This is a genomic window from Microvirga sp. HBU67558 (assembly GCF_018069605.1).
In the GTDB taxonomy this organism is placed as follows: domain Bacteria; phylum Pseudomonadota; class Alphaproteobacteria; order Rhizobiales; family Beijerinckiaceae; genus Microvirga; species Microvirga terrae.
This window is the reverse complement of record NZ_JAGPUP010000403.1, coordinates 1-7757: the sequence shown is the minus strand read 5'-3', so window position 1 is coordinate 7757 and position 7757 is coordinate 1. Positions and strand designations below refer to the sequence as shown.

The 7757-nt window shown below is 67.2% G+C and carries 8 protein-coding genes; all 8 read left to right on the top strand.

Features of this window, described 5'->3' with window-relative positions; translation table 11 throughout:
- Positions 1-181: 181 nt before the first annotated feature.
- Positions 182-796 carry a ribonuclease D gene (locus tag KBI52_RS03155; protein WP_173947043.1) on the top strand — a complete coding sequence of 205 codons (615 nt, stop codon included), beginning with the start codon at positions 182-184 and terminating at the stop codon, positions 794-796.
- Positions 797-969: 173 nt separating this feature from the next.
- Positions 970-1656 (top strand): LPS export ABC transporter periplasmic protein LptC, encoded by a 687-nt coding sequence (gene lptC / locus KBI52_RS03150; protein ID WP_173947044.1) that lies wholly within the window; start codon positions 970-972, stop codon positions 1654-1656.
- A complete protein-coding gene (locus tag KBI52_RS03145; RefSeq protein WP_173947045.1) occupies positions 1653-2291 on the top strand; it encodes an LptA/OstA family protein in 639 nt (212 codons plus the stop codon). The genes lptC and KBI52_RS03145 overlap by 4 nt, the downstream gene beginning before the upstream one ends.
- 103 nt (positions 2292-2394) lie before the next feature.
- A complete protein-coding gene (gene lptB / locus KBI52_RS03140; protein WP_247654147.1) occupies positions 2395-3189 on the top strand; it encodes an LPS export ABC transporter ATP-binding protein in 795 nt (264 codons plus the stop codon).
- Between the two features lie 232 nt (positions 3190-3421).
- Complete coding sequence (rpoN, locus tag KBI52_RS03135; RefSeq protein WP_210805242.1) at positions 3422-4846, top strand: RNA polymerase factor sigma-54; 1425 nt, start codon at positions 3422-3424, stop codon at positions 4844-4846.
- Positions 4847-4963: 117 nt separating this feature from the next.
- Positions 4964-5539 carry a ribosome hibernation-promoting factor, HPF/YfiA family gene (gene hpf, locus KBI52_RS03130; protein WP_173947047.1) on the top strand — a complete coding sequence of 192 codons (576 nt, stop codon included), beginning with the start codon at positions 4964-4966 and terminating at the stop codon, positions 5537-5539.
- A gap of 85 nt (positions 5540-5624) precedes the next feature.
- A complete protein-coding gene (gene ptsN / locus KBI52_RS03125) occupies positions 5625-6083 on the top strand; it encodes a PTS IIA-like nitrogen regulatory protein PtsN (protein WP_173947048.1) in 459 nt (152 codons plus the stop codon).
- Positions 6084-6174: 91 nt separating this feature from the next.
- Positions 6175-7757 (top strand): methyl-accepting chemotaxis protein (locus tag KBI52_RS03120; protein ID WP_210805240.1); only part of this gene is annotated, 1583 nt, incomplete at its 3' end.

Genomic DNA, 7757 nt, shown 5'->3' with positions numbered 1-7757 from the left:
CCGATGCTCCCACCTCTTTGAAGAGCGCATCGTTCATGCGGAAAACCGGATCCACTTTTCGCTGACGCGGCCCTCTGGGTCCGCACGATGCGCTAGGACCTGATTCCGAAGCGCGACGGACATCCGTTGAAGCCATCGTCGAGACGGGTTAGACGGATGGTCTGCGCAATACGGATGTCCCATGACAGTACGCTTCCATCGCGGCGACCTGCCGGCCGGCTACAAGCCCGGTCCGGCCATCGCCATCGACACCGAGACGCTCGGTCTCAATCCGCATCGCGACCGGCTCTGCGTGGTGCAGATCTCCACCGGCGACGGCACGGCCGACGTGGTGCAGATCCTCAAGGACGGACCTTTGCCGGAGAACCTGATCCGCGTCCTGTCCGACGAGAGCGTGCTGAAGATCTTCCATTACGCCCGCTTCGACCTGGCGGTGATCTTCCATGCCTTCGGCGTCATGCCGCGGCCGATCTACTGCACCAAGGTCGCCTCGCGGCTCGTGCGCACCTACACCGACCGCCACGGCCTCAAGGAGCTGGCGCGCGAGCAGCTCGGGGTCGAGCTGTCGAAGCAGCAGCAATCCTCCGATTGGGGCGCCGAGACCCTCACCCCGGCCCAGCTCGACTACGCGGCGTCCGACGTCCTGCATCTGCATGCCCTCAAGGACAAGCTCGATCGTCTGCTGGAGCGCGAGAACAGGCTCGGCATCGCCCACCAGTGCTTCAGCTTCCTGCCGACCCGGGCCCAGCTCGACCTGCTCGGCTGGCCGGAGACGGATATTTTCGCCCATTCTTGACGCGCGCTTAAACTTTCCCGCATAAACCCCATATCCGTCATAACATCGCCATGCCGCTCCGGCATGGCGCCGTGCCGATGGCCACGCGCCAGGGATCAGGACGGAAGGGGTTGACGACAGTGGCGGGAATTCAGGGCTCCTCCATGCGGGACGGCCCGGCCTCGAGGCCGGCCGTGCGATCGCGCGCCTTCACCAAGGCCCGTCGCCATTCCCACTGGGTCCGCTTCGCCAAGATCGCCATTCCGCTCGGCTCCCTGCTGGGCATGGCGGGTGTCGGCGTCGTGGCCTATTACAACCCGTTCCGGCAGATCGAGAACCTGAGCTTCGGCTCCATCGGGGTGAGCGGCACCCACGTCACCATGGAGAGCCCGAAGCTGAACGGCTTCAAGAACGACAACCGCCCCTACGAGGTGACGGCCAGCGCCGCCACCCAGGATGTACGCAAGCCCGATCTCGTCCAGCTCAAGGACCTCAAGGCCCGCATCGTGACCGACGAGCGCGGCAGTGTCGCAAGGCTTCAGGCCGATTCCGGCGTCCTCGACACCAAGAAGGAGCAGATGAGGCTGCGCGACAACATCGTGGTCACCACGGATGGCGGTCACGAGGTCAAGCTCCGGACGGCATTCGTGCGGTTCAAGGCCGGCGCGGTGGTGTCCAACGATCCGGTCACCGTGGCCTTCGGCAGCGGCACCATCGAGGCCGAAGGCCTCGATGTTTCGGACAACGGCAAGGTCATGAGCTTCAAGGGCCGCGTCCGCACCGTCATTCAGCCCTCCACTGGCTCCACTCCATCCTCCCCGGAAGCCGCCGGCACAGGCTCCGCGGCGCCTGCACCCCAACAGACAAGTATCCGTCCATGATGAGTTTCACACGCGCCGCCCTGGCTCTCGGGCTCCTCTTTCCGGCTCCCCTTGACGTGGCCTTTGCCCAGGCCAGCAAGGAGCGGGCCGTCGGCTTCGGCAATTTCGGCTCCAGCAAGGAGCCGATCAAGATCGACGCCAACAAGCTCGACGTCTTCGACAAGGAGGGCCGCGCGGTCTTCACCGGGGACGTGGTGGCGGTTCAGGGCGAGAGCACCATGAAGTGCACGATCATGACCGTGTTCTACGAGCAGCGGGACCAGAACGGCGGGCAGGCGGCTCCGTCCACGCAGACGGCGGACGACAGCGCGATCAAGAAGATCGACTGCAAGGGCCCGGTCACCATCGTGTCGCGCACCCAGGTGGCGACCGGCGAGAACGCCACCTTCGACCGGGGCTCCAACAAGATCATGCTGACCGGCAACGCGACCCTGAGCGACGGACCCAACGTCACCAAGGGCGAGCGGGTGCTCTACGACATCAATACCGGCGTGGCGAACATCGAAACGACGCCCGGCGGCCGCGTGAGGGCGCTGTTCGTGCCCGGCCAGGGCGGACCGGCTCCGACCGGTGCCGGCGGCGGAGCCTCTCCCGCACCCAAGCCGAAGCCCCAGCAGCGGCCGGCCACGAACTAGAGCGGGAGTTCAACTCCCGCTTTTTCCCTTTTCACGATCGACGATTGAGCCAGTGAAACCGCTTTCCAACCGATCTCAAACCGGTCCCTCCGACGTGAGCCTCCTGGAACCCCATTCGGCCGGGACGAGCCCGCATGTCTTCCACCGCGCCGACAGCGACGCCGTGTTCGGCGGCCCCGGGATCCTGGCGGTCAAGGGCCTGCAGAAGAGCTATCGCGGCCGGACCGTGGTGCAGGATGCGGGCCTGAACGTGCGCGCCGGCGAGGCCGTGGGCCTGCTCGGTCCCAACGGGGCCGGCAAGACCACCATCTTCTACATGATCACCGGGCTGGTGAGCGCCGACCGCGGCGTCATCAGCCTGGACGGCCACGACGTGACGGGCCTGCCCATGTACCGCCGGGCCCGCCTCGGCATCGGCTATCTCCCGCAGGAGGCGTCGATCTTCCGCGGCCTCAACGTGGAGGACAATATCCGCGCCGTGCTGGAGATCGTCGAGCCGAGCCGCAAGGAGCGCGAGCGCAAGCTCGATGCTCTGCTCGACGAGTTCAACATCACGCGCCTGCGCAAGTCGCCCTCCATCGCGCTCTCGGGCGGCGAGCGGCGGCGCTGCGAGATCGCCCGGGCGCTGGCCGGCGAGCCGACCTTCATGCTCCTCGACGAGCCTTTCGCCGGCATCGACCCCATTGCGGTGGGCGACATCCAGAACCTGGTGCGCCATCTCACCCGGCGCGGCATCGGCGTGCTCATCACCGACCACAACGTGCGCGAAACCCTCGGCCTCATCGACCGGGCCTACATCATCCATTCCGGCCGCGTCCTCACCGAGGGCACGCCGGACGCCATCGTGTCGAACGAGGAGGTGCGCCGCCTCTATCTGGGCGAGGACTTCCGTCTCTAGCCCGTCAAAACCCTCTTCGGTCATTACCGGCCCTGTGCCGGTGATCCCGATCGTCTGAGACGCAGAGCCCCACCCTATCGGGACGGCCGGGACAGACCCGGCCATGACGTGGTGACGGTTATGGATCGTCTCTTCGAGCCTCGGACGATTGATCTTTTGACCTTAAGGGATGGACCGGAGTAGAACCGTCGAGGCATGCAAGAAGCATGCCCATACGGCTTCGGGTGCGTTCATGACGGCGATGCAGCGGCTGGAGCTGCGCCAGGGCCAGTCCCTGACGATGACGCCCCAGCTGGTTCAATCGATCAAGCTGCTGCAGCTCTCCCATGCGGAGCTCGCCGCCTATGTGGAGGCGGAGCTCGAGCGCAATCCGCTCCTGCAGGAGGGCGAAACCCCGGCCGGGGCATCCCTGCCGAGCCTTGCGGATTTCCTGCATGCCAAGCAGAAGGCGGAGGCAGCCGGTCCGAGGATGATCCCCGGGCCGCTTCCGCCGCGGCGGGAGGCCCTGCCGGCCTCGTCCGGGCACGCGGCCAGCACGGGCCACAGCGAACTCAGGCCCGAGATGGAGGACATGCTCGCCCGAGCGACGAGCCTGAGCGAGCATCTGGAGGCGCAGCTCGATTGGGCGACCGCCGACCCGACGCTGCGCCTGATCGGCCGGCACCTGATCCACAACCTCGACGAGGCCGGCTACGTCACCGAGGATCTCGCTGATCTTGCGGCACGCCTCCGGGTCGCGCCCGCTGACGCCGAGGCGGCCCTGAGGCTGATCCAGGGGTTCGATCCGCCCGGGGTCGGCGCACGCAATCTGGCCGAATGCCTGAGTATCCAGCTGCGGGAGCGCGATCGGCTCGATCCGGCCATGGAGACCCTGCTCGCTCATCTCCCTCTCGTCGCCCGCCAGGACTTTGCCGCCTTGAGGAAGGTCTGCGGAGTCGACGAGGAGGATCTCGCCGACATGCTGGCCGAGATCCGCCGCCTCGAGCCCAAGCCTGGCCTTGCCTTCGCGCCTGCTCTCATGGCTGTGCTCGTGCCGGACGTCCTGGTGCGGGCTGCCCCGGACGGTGGCCTGCAGGTCGAACTCAACCCGGACACCCTTCCCCGAATCCTGCTCAACCGAACCTATTATGCGGAGGTCGCCAAGGTGGTGCGCAAGGATGAGGACAAGAGTTTTCTGTCCGATTGCCTTCAAGCCGCAAGCTGGCTGACCCGCAGCCTGGACCAGCGCGCCAAGACGATCCTCAAGGTTGCCGCCGAGATCGCCCGCCAGCAGGAGGGTTTCTTCCGTGAGGGGGTCGCGGCCCTGCGCCCCATGACCCTCAGGAGCGTCGCGGAGGCGATCAGGATGCACGAATCCACCGTCTCCAGGGTTGCGGCGAACAAGGCGATCGGCACCGAGCGCGGCACGCACCCGATGAAGTTCTTCTTCAGCGCCGCCACCGGGGAGGGCGAGCATTCGGCCAAGGCGGTCCGCCACCGAATCAGGCAGCTGATCGAGGCCGAGAGCCCCGCCGCTGTGCTCTCGGATGAGGCAATTGCCCAGAAATTGAAGGCGGACGGGATCCGGGTCGCCCGGCGCACGGTCGCGAAATACCGGGAGTCCCTGCGCATTCCTTCCTCCGCGGACCGCCGCCGCACGGGCAGGATGAAACCCTGACCCGGCAGGCCCCGCCCATTTCATGGCTTGCATTGGCCTCCATTCGGATCATCATCGACCTCAAGCGCCACCCCGAAGGATCGCCACGAAGCGACGGCGCATGAGGAGGAGATCACGATGACGTTGAGGGTGTCGGGGAAGAATCTCGATATCGGCGAAGCCCTTCGATCCCAGGTGCGGGATCGGATGGCCGGCGCCCTGTCGAAATATTTCGACGGCGGCTATTCGGGTCACGTGACCGTCACCCGCGACGGCACAGGCTATCGCACCGATTGCGTGCTTCACCTGACTTCGGGCATGACCCTGGAAGCCTCCGGGGCGGCTCAGGACGCCTATGCCAGCTTCGACCAGACGGCGGGCCGGATCGAGAACCGCCTGCGCCGCTACAAGCAGCGGCTGAAGGATCGTTCCGGCGCCGGGAACGGGCGCGCAGGCGGCCTCGAGATGGCCTATTCCGTCCTCGAGGCCCCCAGCGACGAGGCGAGCGAGGACGAGGCCTACCATCCGATGGTGATCGCCGAGACCACCAAGCCCCTCCACAGGCTCTCCGTCAGCGACGCTGTGATGCAGCTCGATCTCACCGGAGCTCCTGCCCTTGTGTTCATCCACGCTAGCACCGGCCGCGTGAACGTCGTATACCGCCGCGGCGACGGAGCGATCGGTTGGGTCGACCCGCCGCTCGCACAGCCTTGACGGGGGAGCTACCTCTTCTTGGCCCGGTTCTTGCGTGGAACGGTGAGAGGCCTTCCAGGCTTCACATCAAAATGCAGCGTGATCGATGCCTTTGCTGGATTTCTTAGACCCCCGGGCCGTTCTGCCCGCCCTGCGCGTCAGCGGCAAGAAACAGGCCCTTCAGGAACTGGCCTCCCAGGCGGCCCGGCTCACGGGTCTCCCCGACAGCGCCATCTACGAGGCTCTCCTGCAGCGCGAGCGCCTCGGCTCGACCGGGATCGGCGAGGGCATCGCCATTCCTCACGGCAAGCTGCCGAACCTGACCCGGATCTTCGGCCTCATCGCAAGGCTCGACAGGCCGGTCGATTTCGAGGCTCTCGACGCTCAGCCGGTCGACGTGCTCTTCCTTCTGCTCGCCCCCGAAGGAGCCGGCGCCGACCATCTGAAAGCCCTGGCCCGGGTGGCTCGGGTGCTGCGCGAGCCCGGGCTGATCGAACGGGTCCGGGCCACGCGGGACGCCACGGCGCTCTATGCCATCATGACCGAACTGCCGAAAGCCGCCTGAGCGGCTTCGGGGCTTCTAACCTAGCGTCAATCACTCCTTAACCCGTCCGCCCCAATCTTGCCGCAAAGTCCTAAAAGGGGGATTCGGGGGAATGTCGTCTCTTGCTCGTGTGGGGCGGCCGTCGGTGCGGGTGCGGGTCGCCGCGTTGAGCGGCGTCATGGTGCTCGGCTTCGCGGTGATCGGCGCCGTGTTTCAGACCGGCCGCCATGAGGTCGAACAGGCGCTGTCAGTGCAGCAGACCTATTCCGCCCTGGCCGAGAAGGCCAACCAGGTCCGGAGCCGGGCCGACGCCCTGAAGGTGACCGCCGGCGAATGGACGGCAAGCCGCCTCGCCCATCACGGCCAGGCCTTCATCGATCAGCACAAGGCCCTGGCGGCCCAGCTCGACGAGATGGGCGCCGCCACCGGGGCCGGCCTGATCACGCCCGAGGTCGCGGCCCTGAAGCAGCATGCAACGGCCCTGATCAGCCAGGGGAATGCGCTCGGCAAGCTTTACGCCTCTGTCGGCAGCAAGCCGGACGAGGGCGCGCAGGGACGCCTCCTGAAGGCGGAGACCAATCTCGAAAAGCTCGTGCGGCCCCTGACCGGCAGCGGCGAGACCATCGCCTGGCGCCTCTGGGCGGCCATGCTCGGCATGTTCAACCAGGAGGCTCGTGCCCGCATCCTGCTCGAGGAGAGCATTCTCGGTGCCTTCGAGGTCGAGCAGGGACGCTTCACCCGGGCGCTGGCCCAGTTCTCCGGCGATCCCAAGGACAAGGCGGCGATCGACTCCGCGAGCGTCTCGTTCCAGGAGGCCTTCCACGCCTGGAGCGAACTGGAGCAGCAGGTCTCCGGCCAGGGCGAGAAGCTGATGGGGCAGTTCGACCTGCTCGTCCCGGTCCTCGACCAGCTGCTCGCCAAGGTGCGCGCCGAGGCGCACGAGACCGACGAGCAACTCACCGCCTCGCAGCATCGCACCTTCACGCTGATCCTCTGGGCCATGGGCGCCACGCTGCTGTTCGGCCTCGTGCTCAACGTCCTCGTCGGACGGTCGATTTCGCTGCCCCTGACCCGCCTCCAGCAGGCCATGCGGCGGCTCGCGGACGGCGACGCGGCGAGCGAGGTCCCGTTCACCGGCAATACCGATGAGATCGGCGCGATGGCCCGCACGGTCCTGGTCTTCCGCGACAATGCCCGCGAACGCGAGCGCCTGACGCACGAGCGGGAGGGCATGGCGGCCGTCGATGCCCAGCGGGCCCACGCGATCTCCAACGCGATCATGGCCTTCGACGCCTCGGTCGAGCAGATCCTCGCGGAGGTCCGGGACGTCACGGGCGATCTCGCCAAGGCGTCCGGGCAGCTCGAAGGATCGGCCCACCACGTCACCCAGCAGGCCCAGATCGCGGGAGCCGCGTCCACCCGCACGGCGCACAACATGTCGGCCGTGGCGAGCGCCGCCGAGGAGCTCGACGCATCCCTCGCCGAGGTCGCGGCCCAGACCCAGGCCTCCGCCCAAGCGTCCGAACGGGCAGTGGCCGAGGCGCGCGGCGCCTCCGGCAGCATGTCGACGCTCTCGACGGCCACCTCCCAGATCGGCGAGGTGGCGAATCTCATCCGCTCGATCGCGGCTCAGACCAACCTGCTGGCGCTCAACGCCACCATCGAGGCGGCCCGGGCCGGCGAGGCCGGCAAGGG

What these genes read in the sequence shown, in the direction of transcription:
- ptsN (WP_173947048.1), top strand. Translation starts at nt 5,625, where the DNA reads ATGCCTTTGCTGGATTTCTTAGACCCCCGGGCCGTTCTGCCCGCCCTG.
- KBI52_RS03155 (WP_173947043.1), top strand. Translation starts at nt 182, where the DNA reads ATGACAGTACGCTTCCATCGCGGCGACCTGCCGGCCGGCTACAAGCCC.
- KBI52_RS03145 (WP_173947045.1), top strand. Translation starts at nt 1,653, where the DNA reads ATGATGAGTTTCACACGCGCCGCCCTGGCTCTCGGGCTCCTCTTTCCG.
- hpf (WP_173947047.1), top strand. Translation starts at nt 4,964, where the DNA reads ATGACGTTGAGGGTGTCGGGGAAGAATCTCGATATCGGCGAAGCCCTT.
- rpoN (WP_210805242.1), top strand. Translation starts at nt 3,422, where the DNA reads ATGACGGCGATGCAGCGGCTGGAGCTGCGCCAGGGCCAGTCCCTGACG.